We start from the raw sequence: 21,712 nt of genomic DNA, 5'->3' as shown, positions 1-21,712 counted from the left end.
TCTCCTTCCTCCTGTGTTTTCTGCCATTTAACTAATTTCTTTCTCAAACCACTTCTCTGCTTCAAGAAGATTATTTTGTTCCGTGCACTTCATTAAATGTGTCGATAGAATATCCTTGCAAACTCTGGTGAACTTTTTATTTTCTTGAGATATTGTGATATCGGATTTCTTACATATTGTCGCAATCATTAACGAAGCTCTTAGACTGGGTCCGTGTTTATTCTCATCTACACATGCTGTTCGGACCTTTCCTGTGATCTTAAGAATAAGGTCTGCTTCTTTGGCTAGAACACCACATTTTTCCCGAAGAATTTCTCGTTCTGCCTTTTTATCATGCTCTATCTCAATTGTTATCAAGCGATCTAGTAAAGCATCCTGTGTATCAAAGACCCCGGCATATTCCTCCGGATTCGATGTAAAAATCACACGAAAGTCTTTATGCACTTTCATGAACGATTGATTTTGCTTAGTTCCATAAAGTGGAAGTATACCTTCCTCTAAGATTGACAGAAACAGATTATTTGTTTCAGGAGAGGAACGAGAAAATTCATCATAGATAAGCGTATATCCCTTTTGGGCAGCTTCAACGAGTCGACCGGGATTCCATTTCTCTTTTACTTCCGTCTGTTTTTTATAAACTTGACGGACAAAGTTATCAATTAACTTGTCACTAGTAAAACCTGAGACTCCGCCGATAAGATCAACGTTGTTCATTTCATGATTTCCGTGCAAGAGCATTATTGGTTTATCAAACTGAGCAGCTAAATGAAGAGCAATGGCTGTTTTACCAACTCCCGTAGGCCCTGTTAAATGCAAAGGATAACCCGCCTGAAGATAAGGCTTCATTCTGCTAGTTAACTCTTTAACTTTTTCCGTTTCAACAAAATCAGTACGGTTAATTGGTTTGTTGCCTTGATTTTTGGTTCGTCCGGATGATGATTGATGTTCACTAGTCTTACTTGGGGACGTTTCTGTATTTTTCTCCGATCTTTTTTTCATTCTTTCAGCACGTGTATCCAGTGTTTTATCTGGACGGCTTCTTGGAGCCCCTTTCCTTGAGGTTCGTACTGCACTTTCTTTTCCTTTTGAAGGCTCACTTCTTCTCGTTTGAGATTGTTGTCTGTTTTTACTCGTTGTATTAGCCAACAAATTTACCTCCCTTCAACTTCCTCTTGAATCACAGAAGTTCGTTGTCTAAGACCTTTTCGCTCAAATGAAATTACTTCAAGGTTATCATTTAATCTTGCCACGTATTCCCCAATGAGCTGGTCGCGACCATACCTTTTCATGTATTCTTTTTCTTCAATGACCTCCACGCCTACTTCCCAATACTTCCCTTGGTTAACCACCGAAGTTGTACGGTGAACAGGCTTAACATGTTTTTCAAAGAAAGTATTAATAGCATCCATAATCTCTTCTAATTTCAATTTAAATCCCGCCTTTTCTTGGAAATAGAGGCGGGCATATGCTGATCACATATGCCGCCTTATAACGATCTTATATTCCCTATGCAAAATTAAGCTGTTCTTGTCCTCTGTCAGAGGTTTCCATATCTATTTCCCCTTGAACTTCATCTCTTAAAAGACCTACTGCTTCGGCATAACGTAACCAAGTATCGACACTTGCAATAACCACACGCGCTTCAATTGTGATTAATTCAATACCAACTAGTGATACTCTTGCGTACAAGTCGATGACAACACCCTTATCTAGAATTCGGTCAACTACTTCTGCTAAACTCGAAGAATCTGTACTTTTTTGAATAGCCATCTTCACATCTCCCCTTTAAGGTTTTTTAATCTGGTTAACGCCTTTTATACTGCTGGCGCCTTTTATTTCTGAATACCCTTTTACGTCGGAATATCCTTTTAAATCACTGGCTTTTTTAATTCCATCGTCAGAACTCCCGCTTCCGCCTGGATTAGTAAGTTCATTATCTTTTATTTCTTCTTTCGCATTCTCAACTTGATCCTTTAACTTACCTTTAGCATCTTGCGCACTATCTTTAAACCCTTCTGCCTTATCCTTGAGCTTATCGCCGACACCTTCAAAATTTTCTTTTATATCATCTTTTGCTTCGCGTACTTGCTCAAAGGTGTCATAAAACTTCTTCCCGACAACCGAAGCTGCAGCCGCATTTTTTGTTTTCGGCATGTCATCTACAACGTCTTTGGCTTGGTCTTTCGCTTGGCCTTTGACTTCTTCCTTTACCGCTTTAAAAGACTTTTTCGTTTTTTTACGGATGTCTTTATTCGCCATTAAGGCTGCACTACCTGCGAGACCTGCTCCACCTGCAACTAGGGCTTTCTTTGCCGTGTCACCTGATATTAAAGAATCCTGATCATTCTTTTCTTCTTCGGACATATTTTCGTTGACACCACCTCTCTTTTCATAGTTATAGAGTCTTTCTACAATCTTAATCGCCATGTAGCTAACAGGAAACTGCTATCAGATAATAGAATTAAAGAAACGTGAATAGTGGAGCTCTACTCTTCAGTAGTTATTTTACCTAGAAAAAATCCGTCGATATCACTTAATTTCCCGCGCCAGAGGACTGATCCATTTGAGGGCAAAGACTTGCCGGATTCACTAAATAGTTTTGCATCTTTTAAGTGAACGTAGTTCGTCTCAGGAGCCTCTTCATCCTTCAGGTTGGAGGCTGCTTCCATCAACTTTTCATAAATTGTCTGTTCTATATCATTTTCTTCTGAAAATTCGCCAGCTATTTCTTCAAGATAAGTCATCGCAGATACCACTGTCCCGGTAACCACTGAGCCTTTTACATTAAGTGTTATATCGACAGTGTAGTCTTTCGTATTGGCTGTTTCTGTAAGTAGCTGAAGTATATTGTCCGTATTAGGATGAGTGTTTCTCTCACTCATAACACCACCTCTTCTCTTTTAAATTTAAGGCACCATTATTTTTTATGAAATACCTTTAATTAACTTGCTGAACTTTTAGACTCAGTAGACCCACTTGATTTGGCTCTTGTTCCAGAATTTGATTTTTTCTTTGCTTGTCCATCTTTTTTTCTTTTGGAAGTGGATGATTTTTTCTTAACCGATGTTGTTTTATTGTCCTCTTCTTTCTCTTCTGATTTTTCGTTTGAAGGAGACTCTTCTTCATTCTCTTCAGATTCAGCTGGTGACTCTTCTTTTTCTTCCTCTTCTTCTTGAGACGCTGCCGATGGGTCTTCCTTTTCTTCTTCCTCTTCTTTCTTAGACTCCGCAGACGGCTCTTCTTCTTTTTCTTCTTTTTCTTCTTCCTCTTCAGACTCCTGCGATGGGTCTTCTTCTTCAGAATCAGAATTTCCTTCTACCAACTTAGTCAATGTTTCTTCTATTTTCGAAAGCCTGTCTCCAAGAGCACTGTTTTCCTCTTTCAATGATTGATAATCCTCGGAAGTTTCGTTTTCCTGATTATCCCCATTCTCCTCATTTGAGGAATCTTCATTTTCTTCGGATTCTTCATTCGAACCGAAGAACTTTGCTTTTACTCCCTTGAATGAATCCATAGTAGATTTCGCTTTATCTTTAGCGGAATTCCCAAAATCAGTACCTTTAGATTTCCACTCATCGCCATCGAAATTTTTTACGCCTTCTTTAATCTTTTCCCGATTTTCCGGAGTGACCATATATCCAACAGCAGCTCCAACAATGGAACCTGTTATTGCTCCCTTAATGGGATTTGAGCTGTTATTATCGCTTCCACTCTGCTCCTGTTCTTCTTGTTCAACCTGCTCATTTCGTTCCTGTTCTGCCATGGTTGCAACCTCCTAGTTTTATTTTCTACCTATCACCTTTACTTCGATTCCGTTAATTTGGTCAACATTTCCTCAATTTTGTCCAAGCGTCCATTTAAGTCTTTATTTTCTTCTTTTAATTCTTCATAACCATCAGACTCGCTCGTATCCGAACTTTCTTCATCAGAAGACTCTTCTTCCGTCTGACTTGTCTCGGAATTTTCTCCTTCATCAATTGCTAACTTTTCTTCTACTTTGTTTGTAACTTTATCTGGAAGAGGCATTTTCTCTTCCGCTTTATGAAGGTAGCTTGAGAGTGAACTCTTCACACTATTTAGAGCTTGTTCGGTGATCATATCTTGAATTGAATTTCTAAATTCTTGACCTACTGATTTCATGGCTGGTGATGATGCCATTGTCATCAACACTTTTCTACCTTTATCGCTACTTGATAACAACCCTGCCCCCGCTCCGACAGCAGTTCCTACTAACACATAATTTAAAGATTTATTCTGAGTTTCTTCTGACTGTTTATTATCCGTTTTCGACATGGTAATTCAACTCCTTTTAAAATTTTACTTTTTGACTTGTAGTGATGTTATTCCACTTGAATAAACCTTCAAACCTTCACTAAATTTTTGTACGGAGTATTTAAAAGCCTCAAAATAAGGCCAATTACCTATCACATATTGTTAGTATTTATAAAGAAAAGATAATTAACCTAAACTAAAAGGCCTTAAAAAGAGGATTACTCTTCTCAAAACCTTCTTATAATTAGGTATTTTGTCTTCTATATTATAAAAATATGACAGTTTAAACATAAAATATTACAAAAAGAGGTTTTCCCTATTCTAACAAGGCTTCATAAGGTTATCCTCTATGCGTAATTACCACCATTTACCATAGGACAATTAACATTAATTCTTTCATTTTCTCAAGTGAACTTATAGTTAACTAATTAGCGTTCTATTCTTGTTTTTCTACCGCATAAACCTTTAAGTTTGCATAAGCAGCTTTCATCGGAGCCATTTGCCGAAAACCAATTTTACCACCTTCTAACATTGGTCCATAGGCTTCTCCTTGATCTTCCCACTCTAATACCGGCAAACCATTGATTGAAAATTGAACAAATCCCTCGTATTTAACCAGTTTCATCGAATAAGGCGAGATTGCGTCCTCGACCGGTGGAAGTGGATCGGCTCCTTGTGCAACGAGGTGAAAGCCATAACTTTTACGTAAATTACAGGTCCGAAATGCCCGTTCTGAAGCATGCTTATGTCTGAAATAGGAGAGATGCAAAGCATTCAAAGCTCCGGAATGATATTGAGGGTATATACCTGACCTTTCCGGCAAGGATGGATCAAATATGTCCTCTCCTTCTTTCCCATTCGCAGCAAAAAAGAGCATACATAATCCAGGTTCCTGAATCGGATAAAACTCCCATTCTATGGCTATCCTATCTGGAAAATTTATCGGGCACCACAATACCCAGTGGGCGTTATCCCCATGGATATCGGGATCCAATTCATTTTCTAACAGAAGTCGCTTGTCATTTATAGAATACTTGGCCTGCCCCTCTAACTTCCAGTCTTTAATATGATCGAGAGTGGATAATGAATTCTCATAGATACAATCTCCGGTTTTAAACTTCAGGTAACGCATTTTTTCACTCCTAGTCTAAAATGACTTTTTATTATTAGGCTGATGTTATCATTTATTATCTATTTAGTTGCTTTGTTATTACTTAAGCTAGTTTGGAAGAGGACCGCTCCCTTTTCATAGAATCCAGAACTTCCGATTCCCTGCAATCACTTCTCTTCGTCCAACTCCGGTAGGCTGTCTCCTATCAATTCAAGAGCTGTAATTGTATTTAAGCACCATTGAGAAATCGTATTAGTCGTTATCCAAGGGATTTCCTCAAGTTCTGTCCATCCGGAAACAACTTCGGTCTCAATTGGTAACGGAGTATGACTCGTTTCTTTATTCAATAGTAACTTCCATGTTTTTCTCGCCATCTCGCTATCTTGTTTTTTTGCTGCCGCATAAGCACCCATTCCTGCTGCAAACATTGGCCAGTGAAACTCCTCATCAGAGAGAATCCCCTCGCTCTTCTCTCTTTTTTCCGCATCGGAATACAAGTAGAATTGACCAAATTCCACGAGCATATCTTTCCACTCTTCGTCTTTCATTACATGAGCCATTTCCATCCACACTTGAGGTGCGCCGAAAGCGATTACCATATGATACCCTCCGGAGTTTCCGTCCCCTATATGATGAAGGTGAGACGTCTTTGGATCAAAACCAAACGTAGGCCCTGATAAGAGCCGGAAAGGCAACTGCTTCAGATCATTCATTCCAGTCATGAGTTTATCGCGGTAATTCTTGTCCTCTGTTCTTTCCCATTCTGAGAACCAATTCGAACAAAAGGCCGCCCAATCCGGACCAACTCTGGCATGGGTAGGATGTTCATCCTTAGGGAAAAATTCTCTCATCGGATCTAAATTAACTGTTGCTTGCTCAGCATCCCGCACATCCTCAAGTAGATCTCTCGTGCGCTCATCTGTAGTCAGGAAATAATAATACTTATGAAGACCAGCCATACTTATTCTAGCTTCCTTACAACCGCATCCCCAGTGACTTACATTATGTCGCGAGCCTAGCCCGGCATACTCACCTAAATGATACTGGTCCACTTCACTCGTGTGACGAGTCATCGCCTCAGCCATCTTAAAAATATCTTTGCGTCCTGTGCGAAAAAAGGAGTACCATAACCACAGGTTTGGAACGAGCTCAGTATTTTGCCAAGCGAATCCTCCCATATCATAGTTCCATTGGTGCCGAACTGCATCATATGTATGCATCACATCACCATAATTCCAATAACCATACCAACTTCGCTGGTCAATTTCTTTTTTATAATAAGTAAAAGCAGCGTCTAACTGTTTTTCCAGATTCGCTTTTGCCGGGTTTTGGTGGTTTGGCAGACTCCAAACGCCTGTTGCTTCTGTCTCATAATAATATTCCGGTTCACAAACGAGTAAAGGTGGTGCTTGCCAGTCAGTCGTGAGTTGCTCAAGCTCTTGATGAGCAGGGGCTTCTGTATAACATTTTAAATAAGCTTCACTCGTATTAGCTATTCCTTTTGGCGTTGCTCTCATCTCGTCAAAACCTTCATAGGCGCTTGTTACATGTGTATGTTCACTATAATGACGAAAGTCCATTGTTTCACCATCTGGAGACCAAAACCAAAGTGTCATTTTTGCTTCATCTGTGCTTAACTTATTCACTTCCAAAGCAGAAGGATGCTTTTGCCAGAAATCCTTTATCCCTGCAGCTATTCCTCCCGTTTCTCCACCGGCATACATCACACCCCGAGACCTTTTGCCGTGAAGGGAATCAATCCATGAATAGCCGTCATTCGTTCGTTTCACAAACTTATAATGTGTGGCCGAATCCTGCACCACCTTAAAATCGTTCCAGATTGCGTTCTCAGTCACATGTGCTTTTATCGACGATTCTAGTTCTTCCTGAAGAATCTCTCCGTCAATTTGTTTTTTGTATAATCCATTTGCTCCTTTGAATCTTCTCGTTTGCACTAACTGAGCTGGTTCTGAGTAAACACCTGTATCCCCTGTAACATGAACGTGACGATTCCAAGCCTCCCCAGTAATACTAGGGCTAATCTCTATCCCGAGCCCTTTTATGAAATGGTTTTCCGCATCTCCATCGTAGAGAAACGTATGTACTATTCGGATTGTTTCTGTTTCGGCATACAAGTATAACCTTACGATAAACGGCATCTTCGCAGACGGATCAGAGGGGGTATGTTCACCTTCCACTTTAACTACAGTTCTGACAGGCCCTACTTGCTCCACTTCGACATTTGTGATTTCGCCATCATGCTGTTGAGTACTTCTGATCGACTCATTTTCCTTTTTCGTTCGACGCTCTGTTACTGCGATTAATTTCCCTTCCTTCCCTTTTTCCACACCATTCATGGTCAATCTCTTAATGAGGACTTTTCCTTTTTTCTGAAGAACACACGTCATATTTCCGGTGTCTATTTCAATTGTCTGCTGACTGTCCTTCACCGACATATCCTCGTCTTTTATCTTGTTAGCGGTCATCTTTAACTCATACGATTTCGCGCTGATACCGTCGATAACAGCAGCTTGTCCTGTCCATTTAATACTTCCATCAGGCCAGGATGCGGTTGGCCAGGATTGAATTCTTACATGTTTCCCAGCTTCGTTTTGTAACACAAGCGAATCCTTGCGGTTGAGTTTTCCTTTTGGCCAAGGAACACCCCATGCTACTCCAGATTTTTGGGTGGGGTTGTCTTCCATCCAGGTCAATTTCATGTTATTTTCCTCCTCTTATTTTGAAAGAAACTAATAGTATGCATAAATACTCCTCCTTCTAAAAATATAAGCGCTTTCATTTTTTATTTATGAACTATAACTACAGTTTAAACACATTAAATTTTCCAACAACCATACTTTTTTGCAACAGCAAAAAAAGCCCATTATAATAGGGCATTTCTCAAAAATCTTTTCTTTAGTTAAGAATCGAATCTCCACCTTGTATGGGTCGCCGATTTCGTTTTTCTGTATCAAAATGATTTTCTAACTTATAGGCAACATATGAAAATACGGAAACTAGAATTAAATAGTATAATCCAGCAGTTAAATACGCTTCAAATTGCTGGAATGAATTTGCCCCTTCTCGATTAGCAAATGCAAATATATCTGCAATACCAATAATATAAACAAGAGAAGAATCTTTCAACGTCATAATGAATTGGTTAGCCATTGGAGCAACGGAAAGTCTTAATGCTTGTGGAGCAATGACACTTCCAACAATTTGACGCTTGTTCATTCCTAATGATTTCGCTGCCTCCACCTGACCGCGATCCACACGTTGCATGGAACGTCGAAGTATTTCTGCAATCGATGTACTGCTATATATCCCAAGTGCAAACGAACCTGCCCAAAAATTTGATAAATCAAAAACGGATGAGATACCGAAATATAAAATGGAGATCTGAACAATCAATGGAATCCCTTGAATAAAAGAAATGTACACTCGAGCAATACCACACAAAATTTTTGAGGAAGAACTTCGTAGTAAAGATATAAAAACTCCTAAAATACCTCCTATTACAACTGAAACAAAGGTGATTTTTAAGGTTATCCAGGCGGCTTCCCAAAAACCGGGAATCGTTCTCAAAATCATATCTAATAGATCCATCAGTCGTTCACCCCATTTGATTATTATCCAAACGAAAAATTAGAGCCAAGCATTCGGTATAATACAATGTATTCAAATGTTTGCGAAATATTATCTTTCGTTTAACTCTCTTTGTTATTTTCGAAAAAGACTTTGAAGGAGCGAAAGGAAGTTGATTTAACTTAATAATAAATTCACATAATTTAACCATAGAGAGATGATTTTTCATTTTTTTGTTAATGAAAATGTTAAAAAGGGTTATAATGGAGTTATCTGAGGCCATTATAATAAGGTTTCAACCTTGTGGGCTTATCTTACTCTTAATGGAGTAATCAATAGCAAATGAGAGCTTCAGATCATTAGAATATTCTCAAGTGAAACCTGATCTATGGAGGTCTGATATGTTCTCGAAGTTATTGTTGGCCACTGACGGTTCTGACCACTCACATCGTGCTGCAGATAAAGCAATCGAACTAGCTAAACTAACTGGTCATTCTTGTATTGAAATTGTTTATGTTGTGGATGTAAATAAATCTAAATCCGATGTCTTGCAATATGGGGATTCTAGCTCAGTACTAAAAATAAGAGAAAAAATGTTATCGGTTTTTAGAGATAAATTTAAAAAAGTCGGTATATTCTCGAAAATAACCATTTTACACGGTTTGCCGGCAGAAACGATGATTCAATATGCCAATGAAAATTCTTTCGATTGTTTTATTTTAGGTAGCCGCGGCAGAAGCAAGGTTCAAACAATGATTCTTGGCAAAGTAAGTCACAAAGTTATGAAACATGTGAATATACCTGTTTTATTAGTTAAATGATAGATTTCCAACCTAAAATGTATTATTGAAAGACTTCCTTCTGGGTAACATAGTATTAGGAGGGTAAATGATGATGGATGTTGTATTTAAGAGAGATTTAACGACAGAAGAGTCCGAAAAGTTAAGGCAACTTACCGGTTTTTATAGAGGGACTCCTATTTTTAAGACGAAGCGCCATTTAGAGATAATACCGAAAAAGAACTTTTCAAGTGAACAATTAAAGAAATCACTTGATTGAAACGATAAAAATGGAGAATGAATAGAATAAGAAAAACGCGTAGCGCCTTTTATTAAATACAGCGTGATCTTTAAAGCCACCCCGAGTAGCACCTACGAAGTGCGTGTAGGTGCTACTCGAAAGGAGGCGAACTTCCCTTGATGCGTGTGGCGTTAAGACTGTCAACTTTTAAAAGACTTCCAAAAAGTTTTTCACCTTTCAGGAAGTCGCTTATTTACAAATTCGCGATAATTGGTGAAATTATGTTTTTCATAAAACTCTTTTGCTGCATCGTTATCATACCAGTACTCTAGTTCTACTAGATGAATTCCTTTACTTTTAGCGATATCATAAATTTTTTCCATTAACCGTGATCCATAGCCTTTATTCTGCTTAGTCTCCGCAATACTTATTTGATGCACATAGATAGAACGATATCCTTTTACAAATACATTCTCAGGATAATTCCTCATTTCTATCCAAGCATAACCAACGGCTTCATCATTATCCTCTAAGAGTAGAAACGTATAATTCGGAATTTGAAAAACATTTTTAAACGTTTCTTTTATTGCTTTGTAATTGTATGGCATAAAGTACTGAGGGTATAAATTAGCATGCAAAACGTGGACGTGTTTATTTAGTTCGGCAACTAATTCATAATCATTCGTTTGACTTATTTTCATCATTACCTCCTCCCTATCCTTCAAGCTGACTTTTGCTAATGTCCTTTCAGATGAAAATAATACAACAACCATACTGCATGGTTTTGTTTGTTTGATGCAGCCCGCCCAAACATTTCTTTTATTTTCATATCCTGCGCCCTATCAGCAATATCTAAATAGAAATCAACCGTTTCTTGTTCTTCCTTAAACGCTGATTCTAAACCCTCTATGAGAAGATCATTTGGATAGCTGACTGTCTTTTCTATTGTTGGTTGGCGTCCCGTTAAATTAGTATAGATTGATCTGAATGCTTTTATATGATCCTGTTCATCTTTCTGCATCTCCGCTATTCTTTTCTTCAGTTCCTTTATGTCAGCCTTATTTATTAAATTTCCATTTCGATTAAAAGCTCTTAGCTCGCCATTCAATGCTGTTTGAATATCGTTGACTAAATGTGTATCAGGCTCCCCTCGAAAATATCCATCATAAGGATTGTAATTGTAATAATAAAGCGGTTGATCCATCTCTTGAACATCCTCCTAGTTTTTATTATCTCTCGTATCCTATGTTTGACAAATAGGCAGCGGTGCTTGTTCAACCTATATTTGTTTTAAAAAACACTATGGCATTTTCGAACTCAGCCGCATTGATGTTTTTAGCAAGCTGTTCCATGGTTAATTAAATTGAATATGTACATTCTAAGTTCGTGAAGGTCTACAGTTACTGAAAAACCATTTCATGATGAAAGAAGGTGTACCGTTGCAAATTATTGTTCAAAATGAGCATGAAAAAAAGTTGATGGAAACGTTCTTTACTGAGTTATTGATTCATCCCAATAGTGAAAACACATTTAATCCGGATGGAAAAGAGACTTCATCCTTGAATAGTGATGAAACCCGATTATTAAGACATTCTTTTGAAGACATAACCATTGTTGTCGAACCAGAATTAACAGAAATGTCCTTTAGCAAGAACGATATTATTTCTCACGTTTTTGAATGCAGCGAGCTGAAAAAGGAATTCGAGAATGTTACCTATTCTCTTTACCTAGAAAAGCAAGAACAACAAAAGATAAAACCCTGGGAACACACGGCCTGCTGGAATGAAGAAGTTCTAGAATAAAAACGGAGCCAATAAAGCCATTTTAGGTTAGTTTATACTTTATCTGGGGCCCCGGTCGACCCGTTGTACTGCAGGGATTCCTTCCAACTACGCAAGGGGCTTATTTCTCCACAATTAACAGTACGCAAAGAAAACAGAACGCTTGGATTTCATATCCAAGCGTTCTGTTTTTTAATATTGAAGTGGTTTCATTACTTTTTTCAGCTATTCTCTTTAACTCTTTTGCACGATTCAGAATAAAATTCCTCATATATTTCTCTAAAAATAATCTATCCGCTATTATTCCAAGAATGCCAAAAGGAGCTTTATAAGAAAAGGTATCTTTCATAATAGTTCCTGTGCCACTTTCTATAAATTCGTGTGTATGCGTAAATGAGCGAAATGCTCCCTTTAGCATTATATCTGTAAATTTATATGGTTTTTCCATCTCTATTATCTTAGCTGTTAATTTTTGTTTCACTCCAAAATGGGTTGCTTCCCAAGTTACTGTATCGCCATTTTCCATAAGTCCAACTGTGACACCATCAATGGCTCTTTCCTTTGTTTTACTTGTTGTTTCTGTATGTACATCTACGTTTCTCGTAAGATCAAAACAAACATGGATTGGTGCGCTGATAAAAATATTGTGTTTTATTATAGGCATATTTAATTTACCTTTCATTTACTTTCGTTAAGAAGTTTTATTTTAAGAGTTTCGACATATAGTATTCATCAACAAAATCCCCATCTATAAACAATGAATTTCTTTTTATCCCTTCCATTTCAAATCCTACCTTTTTATACAACCTTAAACCTCCTTCGTTCTTAGTCACGACTGTTAGTTCTAACCTTCTAATATTGTTACTAGCAGCCCATTGTTCCAGCTCGTTAAATAATTTTGTCCCAATTCCTTGTCCTCTATAGGCTTTTAAAATCCCAATAACAATGTAAGCGGAATACCTCTTCCTTCGCGCATTCCCTCCTATAGCTATCAAGTAGCCAACCAAATCATTATCTTTTTCAGCAACAAGTATCGTAGAATTCTCAGCATCCTTCATACCTTTAATCATTTTTAATTGGTTTTTGGTTTGGATATCTCTTTCTCCAGATTCCCAAAGCATATACTGCGAACTTTCATCAACTCGCTTAGTAAGATTCGCTAATTTTTCCGCATCGGATGTTTCTATTTCTCTAACTTTCATTGCTTTTCTCCCCCTGTATTTTTTTACTCTTATTAAATTAACAAGCAGTTCCACTGTCTTACTTCTCTCCACATCCACTTTAGCATATATATCCAAATACCTTATATATTGTTGGCACTTCTCTCATTGACTCCACATCGTTTTTAATAATTATTACAACTCTTGTGTAATGAACAAGACAAATACGCATGGGAATTTATGTTCAATCCCAAGCGTATTGATTTTATATCTACAGTAGTATTATTTTTACGGAAGATTAAGACTGTCTTAGTAAGTAAAACCTTGGTCCCTAATCCTTCTTACTTAATGTTTCTTTAATACTTTCTTCCAGAATCGCTAATCCTTTATCCAACGCCTCATTATCGATTGTTAATGGTGGCATCACTTTAATAACCTCATCATTCATTCCTGCAGTTTCACTAATCAATCCTTTTTCAAATGCAGTAGCAGTTATCGTGTTCGTTAATCCTTCTACATCACAGACTAGCCCTTGCATTAACCCTCTTCCTCGAACGTGACCGTGTAATTCAGGATATTTTTCAGCAAGTGCTTTTAAAAATTGATGTACTTTTTCCCCTTTTCGAGCCACTTCTTTGGTTAATGTGTCGTCCTTCCAAAAATTTAAAGCTTCTGTGGCCGTTACGAATGCCAAATTATTCCCCCGAAACGTTCCATTATGTTCTCCTGGATTAAAAATGTCGTGCTCCGGTTTCATTAACGTGAGGGCAAATGGCAGTCCGTAGCCTCCTATTGATTTTGATAAACAAATAATATCAGGGTCAACTCCAGCAGGTTCAAAGCTAAAAAATGGACCAGTACGTCCAACACCCGCCTGGATATCATCGATAATTAAAAATATTCCCCACTTTTTGCATAGGTCCCCAATTCGTTTTATCCATTCAAAACTGGCTACATTAATACCACCTTCACCTTGAACTGTTTCTAATATGATCGCCGCCGGTATGGAAACGCCACTGCCTTTATTCTCAAAAAAACGTTCAATGTATTGGGCCGTATCGGTACCGTCTCCAAAGAAATTATCAAAAGGCATGACCACTGTGTTTGGAAGAGACACACCTGCGCCTTGCCTTTTCGATTCATTACCAGTAACCGCTAGTGCCCCTAGAGTCATTCCATGAAAGGCATTCGTAAAATTCATGATTTTTTCTCTCCCGGTTACCTTTCTCGCTAACTTTAAAGCACTCTCCACAGCATTTGTACCTGTAGGACCTGGGAACATGATTTTATAATCCATGTTTCGTGGCTTTAATATAATTTCTTGAAGTTTTTTTATCAATTCTTCTTTTGCATCTGTTGCCATATCAAGACCGTGTGTCACACCGTCTTTTTCAATATGTTCCATTAATTTTTCTTTCATTTTCGGGTGATTATGCCCATAGTTTAATGCTCCCGCTCCAGCAAAAAAGTCAATGTATTCTTTTCCATCCTTCCCCCACAATAAATGTCCTTTTGCTTTAACAAAGATGGTTGGAAAGTTGCGACAATAGCTTCTTACTTCTGATTCATGTTCGTTAAATACACCTAAGTTGGATTTTTCATCTGTAGTTGTCAATAGATTCTTTTCCTCCTCGTTTAATTTTAATGGAAAGGTCCGATTTGATAAGTCTGCTCTGATTCATGGTTGTCACTTGGAAATGCTTCTTGAGAAATGGTTTCCGTTTCTTCCATTTTGGTTCCTAATTTATGGGCGAATTTTTTAAACAACGCCTTCGAAGCTTCATTTGAAGGAGAGATGGTTGTTTCGATAAATTGAATACTTGCGCATTCTTCTCTACTCACGAGTTCTTCTAAAAGAGAAGATGCAAGTCCCTTTCCTCGTTGGGATTGATCAACGGCCACTTGCCATACAAATAGGACTTTTGAATTTTCGGGGTGGATAAAGGCAGAGACAAACCCAACAATTCCATGATCCTCTTCTGCAACAACACATGTATTCTTAAAATATTTACATAGAATGAGGTAATAATAAGCAGAATTTAAATCAAGTACCTTTGTACTCTTAATCAACTGCCAAATATCTCCTCCGTCATCTAAATGAGGTTTTCGTAGTGCAACTGATTTCGTTTGTGCCAGAATGATCCCTCCTTAAACTTTTTATGAAATATACCTTTATGTTTTGTTATAGGGCGGATATTTATAAAAATAATTCTCTCCATTTATTGAAAATAATTCTATTCGCTAATTTTGGAAACACAGATGTCTTTTAAACAATCGCAAAATGGTTAAAGCTATGGGAAATGATTTGGAATGATCAAGAGAGAAGGTGTGATAAGTTCTATGGGTATTGTAGTCCAAAAATATGGTGGAACATCTGTAGGGAATGTAGACCGAATAAAAAATGTGGCAAAGCGAGTTAAAAAAACCGTTGAAGAAAAGAAGGAAGTTGTTGTTGTCGTTTCCGCGATGGGAGACAAAACAGATGAGTTAGTGTCATTAATGTATGAAGTAACCGACCATCCGCCTAAGCGGGAAATGGATATGATATTAACCACAGGCGAACAAGTATCTATGTCCTTATTGTCTGCTGCATTGTTTGAATTAGGGATTCCCTCCATTTCTTTTACAGGATGGCAAGCTGGGATTGAAACAGAATCAGTCTTCGGGAATGCGAGAATCGTTGATATTAAACCTGATCGTATGTTTGATTCGCTCAAAGAAGGAAAAGTGGTTATTATCGCCGGATTCCAGGGCGTAACAGACGATAAGGAAATTGCCACCTTAGGAAGAGGTGGTTCTGACACAACCGGAGTGGCTGTGGCAGCTGCGCTTCAGGCTGACTACTGTGAGATTAATACAGACGTTGAGGGGGTCTACAGTACTGACCCGCGAATTGTACCAAATGCAAGAAAACTTCCGTGTATCACCCATAATGAGATGCTTGAAATGGCCACCCTTGGAGCATCTGTCATACACCCTAGAGCAGTGGAACTTGCTAAAATTCACGGTGTAAAAATCTTAGTTCGTTCTAGTTTTTCTGATAAAGAAGGAACTTTTATAAAGGAGGAAAATGATATGGAACAAACAATCGCGGTTACTGGGGTAGCTTATGATACGGATGTTATTAAAGTCGAAGTACTAAAGATGCCTAACATCATGGGAACAATAGCAAATTTATTTGACTACCTTGCGTCAGAAAAAGTAAACATTGATATGATCGTGTTTAGTGAACATGGACACGAAACCATTAACGTCGCTTTCAGTGTTGGGATAGAGAATGGACAGCGAACAGTTGACCAATTAAACAAACACAAAAGTGAATTAAAATTTGAGGATACTTTTTATGAAAAAGATGTAGCGAAAATATCGATTATCGGTTCAGGTATGACGACAAATCCCGGAGTCGCCGCGAAAATGTTCAAGATATTAGGAGATCAGGATATTCGGATAAAAATGATTACGACTTCTGAAATTAAAGTCTCTTGCATTATCCCAGAGGAACGAGGGATCGAGGCAGTCAAACTATTACATAGTGCCTATGACTTAGATGTTGAAGAAACTGCAAACGTTGAAGGGACACCGTAGAATTGGTGTTCCTTCTTTAAATATACGTATGAGAAGCTCTCTGTAAACCGGAACCTACTGCCACTCCTCACGCAACAAACCCATTCTTATCGAATCATAATATTCGCCATTATAATACCGACATTTCCTTAATCTCGCTTCCATCGTCATACCAAGTTTTTCCCCAAGTTTAATCATTCGTTTGTTCCCAGACCATGTAGTATAGCCCACACGTACCAATGGTAAACTTTGAAATAAATGATCAATCCAGAGACGGAAAGCCTTCGTGCCATAACCACCGTTCCAATACCCGGAATCATAAATACCGATACCCATTTCCAGCCAGTTCGATGGCTTATGTTCCCAATAATAACCCACTGTCCCAATAACCTCTCCATTTACTTCAATCACCCAATAATTTTCTTGATTTAAAACCTCGGATTTTGATTCCAAATATTCTCGATAAGGAATTTGTTGGTGCTCAAAGTATGGTGCATCCCACTTTTTCCACTCAGGAGAGGCATCCTTGTACTTCAATTTCCATAAAGCAGGCAAGTCCTTTTCCACAATTGCCCTAATTATTACGTCACCTTCCTTGTACATTATGAAACACTCCAATCCCATATTTCTATATTTAATTTTATATGTAGAAAAAACGAATGGTACTAACCCATTCGTTTACGTGACAAGTAAGCCTGTTCGGTACCAAGCTCACGGTTTATTAATTTCTCCATTTCGATCAAGTCGGTCCGCTTTACTACAGGATCACTCTCTGACCAAAGAATTCGATAAATAATATAATAGTGACCAATTACACGGAGGATCACTGGGCTATTCGGATAGTCGTCAAACCATGCCTTCATCCCACGTCTCTTGTATGAATAATCTATCAGTTCCATTTTTCATCACCATCTATATCGTAAAACGAATGTTCGTACTTTTCAAGTGATAGACGATAGATTGTTATTGTATGAAATGGGTAATTTAGGTAAAGTTAATGCAAGAGAAAATATCTAAGTAAGAAAGGGGAAAAAAATGAACAGTATTCATATAATTTGTTTAGCCGTTAAAAATATTTCGAAGTCACTAACGTTTTATCGAGATGGATTAGGTTTTGAAACCACTACCGAAGAGGAAAAACCAGCAATTGTTTTCTTCAATAATTACGGGACAAAATTGGAACTCTTCCCTCTCTCGGACCTTCAAAAAGAGATTGGAGAATCTGTATCAAACGTGTCTGCTGGATTCCCTCGTTTTACACTGGCACATAATGTCCGGTCAAAAGAAGAGGTTGATGTAGTGATGCAACGAGCGAAACTAGCAGGCGCAACGATTGTAAAACCTCCTGTGGTCCAAAGCTGGGGAGGATATAGTGGTTACTTTACAGATCCAGACGGTTTCTATTGGGAAGTAGCCTATGCCTCTGACTGGAAATTCGATGATAACGAAATGCTTGTCATTGACTAAACAATTGGAATCATCATTGTAAATTCAGGATCTACTTTATACGGATCTTGACTCAATGGATATATCTCTAAATGAGTTAAATGAGTACTGTTATTTGTCTTTAAGCCTCGATCCTCTATCCACTTATATAAGTTTTGATAGGAATGTTCAATATTTTGATCTTTCCGATGTTCGCAGGTTGCATAGGATAAAGAAGGGACAGAAACGCTAACCATTTCTGCTGGAATGTTCTCTGTTCCCTTCACCTCAACAACAGCATAATGTGTAAAACCGAGTTCGCCAGGATTGGCATGGTAGGATAATCCTAAAAGAGTTTTCGAATCAACAATGTGTGAAATCTCTTTTAAACGCTGATGCATCTCTTTTTGAACATGATGTATTTCACCAGCTGCAGCTTCCTCAAACGTCCCTTCCCACTTTAATCCCACTGCTAGGAATGCCTCTTTTGAAACAACTGTTATTGTACTTTTTTGTTCTGAATTCATAAATATACTCTCCCTTTCATTATCATATTTTCATATATCCCGCCTGTCTGTAGAGTCTCATTTATGTTAACTTCTTCCTTACTAAGTAAAAACCTTCTTATCTTGATGAAAATTTAAATCGAGATGAGGAAACCATATAATCAAACGTTTGTTTAAAATAATTCCCACTTATCGTGCATTATCCATTCTTAAGCTTACCAATCAACTCATTTGTCGTAAGAATTGTTGCAAACTCTTCATTTAACGCAACTAACGAAACGTCATGTACTTCCTCTGGTCGATAATATTTTCCGTCATGCCCCTTCAGACCAAATGCTGCTGTGGCATCAGAAACTAAATACGTATCAAATCCTAGATTCCCACTCATTCGCGTAGAAGTAGACACACAATGAGGAGTCGTCAAGCCTGTTACTACCACCTGTGTGATTTGTTTTTCTTTTAATAGATTCTCTAAATCAGTACCTATAAACGCACTATTTACTGTCTTTTCTATAACAACTTCATCTTTTATTGGTTTAACGATCTCTTTGATTTGAAAACCTGCATGATTAGGATGAAAACCAGAGTCAACTTTATTAGATTTGTGTTGAACATGAATTATGTCCCATCCCAGGTTTCTCCATACAGATAAGATCTGTTCAATATTTTCTTCCGCATTTGGATTATTTCGCACTCCCCACTTTTTAACTTCAAAAGCCTTTTGAACATCGATAATGAGTAACGCACATTTACCATTTAGCATGTTTATACCTCCCTATTAATCTTCGTTACTAGCTTCCAATTGCAACATTGCACCAAAAGATTGTGATGCAGTTGTAAACGCAATAAATGCACTTAACTCGCTTATTTCTTCATCGCTGAAGCTTTCTCTTAGAAGATCAAAAATAGAATTTGATATGTTTCCTTTCTGTTTTAAAAATACTTCCGCAAACCCTACCGCAATAGATGTTTTTTCATTAAAACTTGCAGGTTCTGGCTTTCCTTTTGCCTTACAATACTCGCAGCCATTTCCCTGTGCCATAGTTCTTCTGACTTGTTCTTTTAAATCCTTAGGCAGCAGTCCGTCCTGTTCCAAAACAATTCCTAGTTGCCTCCATTTCTCCATAACTATTTCATTATGTCCTAGAAGTCTTTGAAAAGGCGTATAACCATATTCTGATAGCTTAATTCTCGCCAACTGAATGCCCCCTTCCTATACTTATAGGTTATAATAAAAAATAGGACTCTAACATACATTTATTAAGTTAATTTAGGTGGTTCGCTTTAGATAATTATCGCATTTTAAGGAGAGACGTTAAAAATGAAAATAGATGAAATAGATCGCAGAATTCTGGATGAGTTAAACCAAAACAGCCGGTTATCTATGAGTGAATTAGGGAGAAGAATTAACCTGTCGTCCCCCTCGGTCACCGAACGTGTGAGAAACATGGAATCCTACGGGGTCATTAAAAAATACACCATCGAACTTGATCATGAAAAAATAGGGACTCCTATTCAATGCATCATGAAGCCACTATTAAAAATAGTGAATACGAGACTTTCAAAAAATATATTAAAGAGCTATCGAACGTTGAATTTTGTTACCGGATATCAGGAAGGGCCTGCTATATGCTGAAAATACAGTTTGCAAATTTCTCTGAAGCTGAAGATTTTATAGAGAGTGTTGGTCCCCTCGCCCATACAGTCACCCACTTTATTTTTTCCCAGTTGACTACTGATTTGAAAATGAAACAACTGTAGCTTTGAAATAAAGTTTGATCAAAAATACCTCCCAAACCCATATTTTACGATAAATAAAAAGAACCCATTTTGAAAAAAGAGTGATCAAAATGGATTCTTTTCCAGTAGATTTAAGTTTCATTTTCATATAAAATTTTGATCATTTTCTACCTACGTTGTTCAACAATCGCGCCTTATTCACAAAGAAAGAGCGCAATTGTTATTACAGATTTGCGCCTGATTGCGGAATATTGAAAAGTGCGTTATCTATTATTTTCATAAGTATTTTTTATTAATGCAACTCCTGCAAGACATACTCCTCCACCAATTTCAGCGCCTTTTGAAATAAGAGTGTCTGCATGAGGATTGGGAGATCCCTGTGAAGCAGCCTTCATGATGGTTCCAGTAGCAACCAAAAACCCTCCAACATAAGCTGAACATGCTGCAATTAATCCTAAATAGACGGCTTCTTCATTAGAGATAGCTTCCTCCTTCATTTGCGCCTCACCTTTCATATCAACGAACATCTTATAGAAAGCATCAGCTAATTCTTTTGCACAATTTAATGGATCTCCATATCTGACTACAAAGTCTTTAGCCTTATCGTATACTTCTTTCATGTATTTCCCTACATCTTCATGTAATTCCCCTATTTTATCAATGGCATCTTTTGCTTCTCTTGTTAAATCATTATAATTAGGTAATTTTTTCAAGTCTCCTACTATATCAGCAGATTCACCCTTTACTAATTTTTCAGCTGGTTCAGCTACTTCACGAGGTAAACCAGGAAAAAGAACAGAACTCCAGTTTGGTGGGCCGTCACAAGTACCTAAATACTCACAAGGTCTGCGTAAACGTGGTCTGCGTATCCTAATTGGCATTGTAAATTCCTCCTTCAATACTCATAGTTATTTTACCCTTTGAGAAATAAATTATTATTCATCTTTGTAAAACAAAATTCCCAGTTAATTGAATAACTTATGGTTCGATTACTTACGGATAACCCTTCTCTTATTCAAGAATATGGCCCTATTAACAATGAAAGGCCGCAATCCTTATTACAGAATTGCGCCTGATTGTAGAAGATCCTTTTTCTATTGCATAGTATCGTTGTACTGTTCAACAAATAAACTGCTAGATATTCATGCTACACCATAATAGATGAGGTTTTATATACAGAAAACTTGTACTCCCACGCTATGCTCTATTAATAAAGAACCATTTCATATTTACCTAAAGCGTATAACAAATAATTACATATGAAATCTTTATTAAGCTTGATAACAGGTATAGCTAATTAGCTATATATTGATCATAAATTTCACATATCATCTTCCGAATTACTTTATGTTTTAATTTAAGCCCTATAGGTATAAGCTTTTTACCATTTGGATCTAAGTGCATCCCTTCATTGTAAATAATACTTAATAAGTAATATGTTTCAGGTATCTCAGCACCCCTAGAAGCAGCGAAATCAAGCTTTGAGTTAGTCTTTTTTGTATCTAAAAAATCTTGTTTGTCATTATCATTGAGTTTATTTGTATT

General features: G+C 37.5%; 28 protein-coding genes and 1 pseudogene. 6 read left to right on the top strand and 23 right to left on the bottom strand.

Translation table 11 applies throughout. The annotated features are described in order from the left end of the window. Nucleotides 1-27: 27 nt before the first annotated feature. The 10 genes from gvpN to ACHABW_RS09275 form a co-directional block, all read right to left on the bottom strand. Entirely contained in the window at nucleotides 28-1,146 is a 1,119-nt protein-coding gene (gvpN, locus tag ACHABW_RS09320) for a gas vesicle protein GvpN (protein ID WP_435755049.1), read from the bottom strand. A 5-nt stretch (nucleotides 1,147-1,151) separates the two neighbouring features. Beyond that, on the bottom strand, nucleotides 1,152-1,427 hold the full coding sequence (locus ACHABW_RS09315) for a gas vesicle protein GvpR (RefSeq protein WP_435755048.1): 276 nt from the start codon (nucleotides 1,425-1,427) through the stop codon (nucleotides 1,152-1,154). 79 nt (nucleotides 1,428-1,506) lie between these two features. Continuing rightward, on the bottom strand, nucleotides 1,507-1,770 hold the full coding sequence (gene gvpA, locus ACHABW_RS09310; RefSeq protein ID WP_110939071.1) for a gas vesicle structural protein GvpA: 264 nt from the start codon (nucleotides 1,768-1,770) through the stop codon (nucleotides 1,507-1,509). Between the two features lie 15 nt (nucleotides 1,771-1,785). After that, a complete protein-coding gene (locus ACHABW_RS09305) occupies nucleotides 1,786-2,364 on the bottom strand; it encodes a hypothetical protein (protein WP_435755047.1) in 579 nt (192 codons plus the stop codon). Nucleotides 2,365-2,486: 122 nt separating this feature from the next. Next, nucleotides 2,487-2,882, bottom strand: a complete 396-nt coding sequence (gvpU, locus tag ACHABW_RS09300; protein WP_110939069.1) for a gas vesicle accessory protein GvpU — start codon at nucleotides 2,880-2,882, stop codon at nucleotides 2,487-2,489. A gap of 59 nt (nucleotides 2,883-2,941) precedes the next feature. Next, nucleotides 2,942-3,763, bottom strand: coding sequence for a GvpT/GvpP family gas vesicle accessory protein (gvpT, locus tag ACHABW_RS09295; protein ID WP_435755046.1), 822 nt, complete (start codon nucleotides 3,761-3,763; stop codon nucleotides 2,942-2,944). A 38-nt stretch (nucleotides 3,764-3,801) separates the two neighbouring features. Next, nucleotides 3,802-4,293: a GvpT/GvpP family gas vesicle accessory protein gene (locus ACHABW_RS09290; protein WP_435755045.1), complete on the bottom strand. Its 492-nt coding sequence runs from the start codon at nucleotides 4,291-4,293 to the stop codon at nucleotides 3,802-3,804. Between the two features lie 415 nt (nucleotides 4,294-4,708). After that, nucleotides 4,709-5,404 (bottom strand): DUF1961 family protein, encoded by a 696-nt coding sequence (locus ACHABW_RS09285; RefSeq protein WP_435755044.1) that lies wholly within the window; start codon nucleotides 5,402-5,404, stop codon nucleotides 4,709-4,711. A 146-nt stretch (nucleotides 5,405-5,550) separates the two neighbouring features. Continuing rightward, nucleotides 5,551-8,103 (bottom strand): hypothetical protein, encoded by a 2,553-nt coding sequence (locus tag ACHABW_RS09280; protein ID WP_435755043.1) that lies wholly within the window; start codon nucleotides 8,101-8,103, stop codon nucleotides 5,551-5,553. A 196-nt stretch (nucleotides 8,104-8,299) separates the two neighbouring features. Beyond that, a complete protein-coding gene (locus tag ACHABW_RS09275; RefSeq protein ID WP_435755042.1) occupies nucleotides 8,300-8,992 on the bottom strand; it encodes an amino acid ABC transporter permease in 693 nt (230 codons plus the stop codon). Between the two features lie 380 nt (nucleotides 8,993-9,372). Between ACHABW_RS09275 and ACHABW_RS09270 the strand changes: the two genes are divergently transcribed. Further along, complete coding sequence (locus ACHABW_RS09270; RefSeq protein ID WP_435755041.1) at nucleotides 9,373-9,792, top strand: universal stress protein; 420 nt, start codon at nucleotides 9,373-9,375, stop codon at nucleotides 9,790-9,792. 67 nt (nucleotides 9,793-9,859) lie between these two features. Then, a complete protein-coding gene (locus ACHABW_RS09265) occupies nucleotides 9,860-10,030 on the top strand; it encodes a hypothetical protein (protein WP_435755040.1) in 171 nt (56 codons plus the stop codon). A gap of 191 nt (nucleotides 10,031-10,221) precedes the next feature. Here ACHABW_RS09265 and ACHABW_RS09260 read toward each other — a convergent pair whose 3' ends face one another. Together ACHABW_RS09260 and ACHABW_RS09255 are read right to left on the bottom strand one after the other, a co-directional pair. Next, nucleotides 10,222-10,695 carry an N-acetyltransferase family protein gene (locus tag ACHABW_RS09260; RefSeq protein ID WP_435755039.1) on the bottom strand — a complete coding sequence of 158 codons (474 nt, stop codon included), beginning with the start codon at nucleotides 10,693-10,695 and terminating at the stop codon, nucleotides 10,222-10,224. Nucleotides 10,696-10,727: 32 nt separating this feature from the next. Next, nucleotides 10,728-11,195 (bottom strand): ferritin-like domain-containing protein, encoded by a 468-nt coding sequence (locus ACHABW_RS09255; protein ID WP_435755038.1) that lies wholly within the window; start codon nucleotides 11,193-11,195, stop codon nucleotides 10,728-10,730. A gap of 235 nt (nucleotides 11,196-11,430) precedes the next feature. Here ACHABW_RS09255 and ACHABW_RS09250 point away from each other — a divergent pair, with 235 nt between their 5' ends. Further along, nucleotides 11,431-11,793, top strand: coding sequence for a hypothetical protein (locus ACHABW_RS09250; protein WP_435755037.1), 363 nt, complete (start codon nucleotides 11,431-11,433; stop codon nucleotides 11,791-11,793). Between the two features lie 100 nt (nucleotides 11,794-11,893). Here ACHABW_RS09250 and ACHABW_RS09245 read toward each other — a convergent pair whose 3' ends face one another. From ACHABW_RS09245 to ectA, 4 genes are all read right to left on the bottom strand, one after another. After that, the gene (locus ACHABW_RS09245) at nucleotides 11,894-12,436 is read right to left on the bottom strand and encodes an SRPBCC family protein (protein WP_435755146.1); all 543 of its coding nucleotides are present in this window, start codon (nucleotides 12,434-12,436) and stop codon (nucleotides 11,894-11,896) included. 37 nt (nucleotides 12,437-12,473) lie between these two features. Next, nucleotides 12,474-12,974, bottom strand: coding sequence for an N-acetyltransferase family protein (locus ACHABW_RS09240; RefSeq protein ID WP_435755036.1), 501 nt, complete (start codon nucleotides 12,972-12,974; stop codon nucleotides 12,474-12,476). A gap of 289 nt (nucleotides 12,975-13,263) precedes the next feature. Continuing rightward, the gene (gene ectB, locus ACHABW_RS09235; RefSeq protein ID WP_435755035.1) at nucleotides 13,264-14,547 is read right to left on the bottom strand and encodes a diaminobutyrate--2-oxoglutarate transaminase; all 1,284 of its coding nucleotides are present in this window, start codon (nucleotides 14,545-14,547) and stop codon (nucleotides 13,264-13,266) included. 26 nt (nucleotides 14,548-14,573) lie between these two features. Beyond that, complete coding sequence (gene ectA / locus ACHABW_RS09230; protein WP_435755145.1) at nucleotides 14,574-15,068, bottom strand: diaminobutyrate acetyltransferase; 495 nt, start codon at nucleotides 15,066-15,068, stop codon at nucleotides 14,574-14,576. Nucleotides 15,069-15,272: 204 nt separating this feature from the next. Here ectA and ACHABW_RS09225 point away from each other — a divergent pair, with 204 nt between their 5' ends. Then, entirely contained in the window at nucleotides 15,273-16,517 is a 1,245-nt protein-coding gene (locus ACHABW_RS09225) for an aspartate kinase (protein ID WP_435755144.1), read from the top strand. Nucleotides 16,518-16,571: 54 nt separating this feature from the next. On the opposite strand, the gene ACHABW_RS09220 is transcribed toward ACHABW_RS09225, so the two are convergent. Both ACHABW_RS09220 and ACHABW_RS09215 read right to left on the bottom strand, forming a co-directional pair. Continuing rightward, a complete protein-coding gene (locus ACHABW_RS09220) occupies nucleotides 16,572-17,099 on the bottom strand; it encodes a GNAT family N-acetyltransferase (RefSeq protein WP_435755034.1) in 528 nt (175 codons plus the stop codon). A 62-nt stretch (nucleotides 17,100-17,161) separates the two neighbouring features. Further along, nucleotides 17,162-17,395, bottom strand: coding sequence for a hypothetical protein (locus ACHABW_RS09215; RefSeq protein ID WP_435755033.1), 234 nt, complete (start codon nucleotides 17,393-17,395; stop codon nucleotides 17,162-17,164). Between the two features lie 136 nt (nucleotides 17,396-17,531). Here ACHABW_RS09215 and ACHABW_RS09210 point away from each other — a divergent pair, with 136 nt between their 5' ends. Continuing rightward, the gene (locus tag ACHABW_RS09210; RefSeq protein ID WP_435755032.1) at nucleotides 17,532-17,963 is read left to right on the top strand and encodes a VOC family protein; all 432 of its coding nucleotides are present in this window, start codon (nucleotides 17,532-17,534) and stop codon (nucleotides 17,961-17,963) included. Here the strand turns inward: ACHABW_RS09210 and ACHABW_RS09205 are convergent. From ACHABW_RS09205 to ACHABW_RS09195, 3 genes are all read right to left on the bottom strand, one after another. Continuing rightward, the gene (locus ACHABW_RS09205) at nucleotides 17,960-18,448 is read right to left on the bottom strand and encodes a GyrI-like domain-containing protein (protein WP_435755031.1); all 489 of its coding nucleotides are present in this window, start codon (nucleotides 18,446-18,448) and stop codon (nucleotides 17,960-17,962) included. The two genes, ACHABW_RS09210 and ACHABW_RS09205, sit on opposite strands and share 4 nt — an antisense overlap. 178 nt (nucleotides 18,449-18,626) lie before the next feature. Then, nucleotides 18,627-19,190 (bottom strand): cysteine hydrolase family protein, encoded by a 564-nt coding sequence (locus ACHABW_RS09200; RefSeq protein ID WP_435755030.1) that lies wholly within the window; start codon nucleotides 19,188-19,190, stop codon nucleotides 18,627-18,629. Between the two features lie 15 nt (nucleotides 19,191-19,205). Beyond that, on the bottom strand, nucleotides 19,206-19,625 hold the full coding sequence (locus tag ACHABW_RS09195; protein WP_435755029.1) for a carboxymuconolactone decarboxylase family protein: 420 nt from the start codon (nucleotides 19,623-19,625) through the stop codon (nucleotides 19,206-19,208). Between the two features lie 123 nt (nucleotides 19,626-19,748). Between ACHABW_RS09195 and ACHABW_RS09190 the strand changes: the two are divergent. Further along, a pseudogene (locus ACHABW_RS09190) lies at nucleotides 19,749-20,188 on the top strand (Lrp/AsnC family transcriptional regulator). A 242-nt stretch (nucleotides 20,189-20,430) separates the two neighbouring features. On the opposite strand, the gene ACHABW_RS09185 reads toward ACHABW_RS09190, so the two are convergent. Continuing rightward, entirely contained in the window at nucleotides 20,431-21,048 is a 618-nt protein-coding gene (locus tag ACHABW_RS09185) for a hypothetical protein (RefSeq protein ID WP_435755028.1), read from the bottom strand. A 412-nt stretch (nucleotides 21,049-21,460) separates the two neighbouring features. Further along, nucleotides 21,461-21,712, bottom strand: a 252-nt coding sequence (locus ACHABW_RS09180) for a hypothetical protein (RefSeq protein WP_435755027.1), incomplete at its 5' end; no start/stop codon positions are given.

This window comes from Salipaludibacillus sp. CF4.18, assembly GCF_051262595.1.
In the GTDB taxonomy this organism is placed as follows: domain Bacteria; phylum Bacillota; class Bacilli; order Bacillales; family Salisediminibacteriaceae; genus Salipaludibacillus; species Salipaludibacillus neizhouensis.
The sequence above is the reverse complement of the archived record's forward strand: the minus strand, read 5'-3'. Positions and strand labels throughout refer to the sequence as shown.

Excerpts from the sequence above, each read along its gene's own strand:
- ACHABW_RS09220 (WP_435755034.1), bottom strand. The coding sequence starts at position 17,099 with ATGTACAAGGAAGGTGACGTAATAATTAGGGCAATTGTGGAAAAGGAC.
- ACHABW_RS09205 (WP_435755031.1), bottom strand. The coding sequence starts at position 18,448 with ATGAATTCAGAACAAAAAAGTACAATAACAGTTGTTTCAAAAGAGGCA.
- ACHABW_RS09290 (WP_435755045.1), bottom strand. The coding sequence starts at position 4,293 with ATGTCGAAAACGGATAATAAACAGTCAGAAGAAACTCAGAATAAATCT.
- ACHABW_RS09240 (WP_435755036.1), bottom strand. The coding sequence starts at position 12,974 with ATGAAAGTTAGAGAAATAGAAACATCCGATGCGGAAAAATTAGCGAAT.
- ACHABW_RS09210 (WP_435755032.1), top strand. The coding sequence starts at position 17,532 with ATGAACAGTATTCATATAATTTGTTTAGCCGTTAAAAATATTTCGAAG.
- ACHABW_RS09245 (WP_435755146.1), bottom strand. The coding sequence starts at position 12,436 with ATGCCTATAATAAAACACAATATTTTTATCAGCGCACCAATCCATGTT.
- gvpT (WP_435755046.1), bottom strand. The coding sequence starts at position 3,763 with ATGGCAGAACAGGAACGAAATGAGCAGGTTGAACAAGAAGAACAGGAG.
- ACHABW_RS09200 (WP_435755030.1), bottom strand. The coding sequence starts at position 19,190 with ATGCTAAATGGTAAATGTGCGTTACTCATTATCGATGTTCAAAAGGCT.
- ACHABW_RS09185 (WP_435755028.1), bottom strand. The coding sequence starts at position 21,048 with ATGCCAATTAGGATACGCAGACCACGTTTACGCAGACCTTGTGAGTAT.
- ACHABW_RS09270 (WP_435755041.1), top strand. The coding sequence starts at position 9,373 with ATGTTCTCGAAGTTATTGTTGGCCACTGACGGTTCTGACCACTCACAT.
- ACHABW_RS09225 (WP_435755144.1), top strand. The coding sequence starts at position 15,273 with ATGGGTATTGTAGTCCAAAAATATGGTGGAACATCTGTAGGGAATGTA.
- ACHABW_RS09265 (WP_435755040.1), top strand. The coding sequence starts at position 9,860 with ATGATGATGGATGTTGTATTTAAGAGAGATTTAACGACAGAAGAGTCC.
- gvpA (WP_110939071.1), bottom strand. The coding sequence starts at position 1,770 with ATGGCTATTCAAAAAAGTACAGATTCTTCGAGTTTAGCAGAAGTAGTT.
- ACHABW_RS09260 (WP_435755039.1), bottom strand. The coding sequence starts at position 10,695 with ATGATGAAAATAAGTCAAACGAATGATTATGAATTAGTTGCCGAACTA.
- ACHABW_RS09285 (WP_435755044.1), bottom strand. The coding sequence starts at position 5,404 with ATGCGTTACCTGAAGTTTAAAACCGGAGATTGTATCTATGAGAATTCA.
- ACHABW_RS09215 (WP_435755033.1), bottom strand. The coding sequence starts at position 17,395 with ATGGAACTGATAGATTATTCATACAAGAGACGTGGGATGAAGGCATGG.
- ACHABW_RS09305 (WP_435755047.1), bottom strand. The coding sequence starts at position 2,364 with ATGTCCGAAGAAGAAAAGAATGATCAGGATTCTTTAATATCAGGTGAC.
- ACHABW_RS09255 (WP_435755038.1), bottom strand. The coding sequence starts at position 11,195 with ATGGATCAACCGCTTTATTATTACAATTACAATCCTTATGATGGATAT.
- ACHABW_RS09275 (WP_435755042.1), bottom strand. The coding sequence starts at position 8,992 with ATGGATCTATTAGATATGATTTTGAGAACGATTCCCGGTTTTTGGGAA.
- ACHABW_RS09280 (WP_435755043.1), bottom strand. The coding sequence starts at position 8,103 with ATGAAATTGACCTGGATGGAAGACAACCCCACCCAAAAATCTGGAGTA.
- gvpU (WP_110939069.1), bottom strand. The coding sequence starts at position 2,882 with ATGAGTGAGAGAAACACTCATCCTAATACGGACAATATACTTCAGCTA.